The organism is Ruegeria sp. AL12, assembly GCF_056540885.1.
Window position 1 is genome coordinate 1 of record NZ_JBQFXN010000084.1, and the last position, 900, is coordinate 900.

The 900-nt window shown below is 62.3% G+C and carries 2 protein-coding genes; both read right to left on the reverse strand.

The features are described from left to right. Window positions 1-210 (reverse strand): glycosyltransferase (locus ACR0C6_RS21495; protein WP_480621146.1); only part of this gene is annotated, 210 nt, incomplete at its 3' end. Continuing rightward, window positions 210-900 (reverse strand): FtsW/RodA/SpoVE family cell cycle protein (locus ACR0C6_RS21500; RefSeq protein ID WP_480621148.1); only part of this gene is annotated, 691 nt, incomplete at its 5' end. The genes ACR0C6_RS21495 and ACR0C6_RS21500, both read right to left, overlap by 1 nt.

The window sequence follows — 900 nt, forward strand, 5'->3', positions numbered from 1 at the left end:
TGCCGCCAGACCGCCACGGGCGAAGGTGGCCGAGGACGCCACGACAATTTCGGTCGAATGGGGAAAGCCACCGGTATAGCGCGCACCGCGCGGGTCGGTGGACAGGCGCACACGCCAGCCCTTGTGCAGCATCGCCTCGGCCAGCGCCTGAGCGGGGAACATATGGCCCCCGGTGCCGCCAGCCGCAATCAACAGGTAAGGGTTCCCCATTATCCTCGTCCGCGCAGAATATCGCCTAGTTCGCCCTGTGGGCGGTTTCGGGTGAAGGCCAGCAGCATGCCAACGGCAATACCGCCAGCAATCAGGGACGAGCCGCCATAGCTGACGAACGGCAAAGTCATGCCCTTGGCGGGCAGCAGACGCACCGCAACACCCATGTTGATCATCGCCTGAACGCCAAACATGCAGGCCAGACCGGTACCGGCCAGACGAATGAACATGTCGCGTTCGCGCATCAGCCGCAGCAGCGAGCGCACGACGATCAGCGCATACAGCGCAATGATGATCATGACGAGGATCAGGCCGTATTCCTCGGCCGCGACGGCGATGATGAAATCGGTATGGGCATCGGGCAGTGACCATTTCACCTGCCCTTCCCCCACGCCGACGCCGAACAACCCGCCTTCGCGGATGGCGTTGGTTGCATAGCCAAGCTGGGTGGTCGGATCGACCTCTTGATTCAGAAAGCCGTCGATGCGGCGGGCAAAGTGTTCAGAATTCGAATAGGCCAGCATCCCGCCCAGAACGACAACACCGGCCATGCCCAGCAACAGCAGCATCGGGGCCCCGGCTACGAAATACATGACGCCCCAGCCGAACAGGATCAGGCAGGCCTGACCGAAATCGGGTTGCATCACCAGCATGGCCACGATGGCCATGCAGAGCGCAAAGGACCACAAC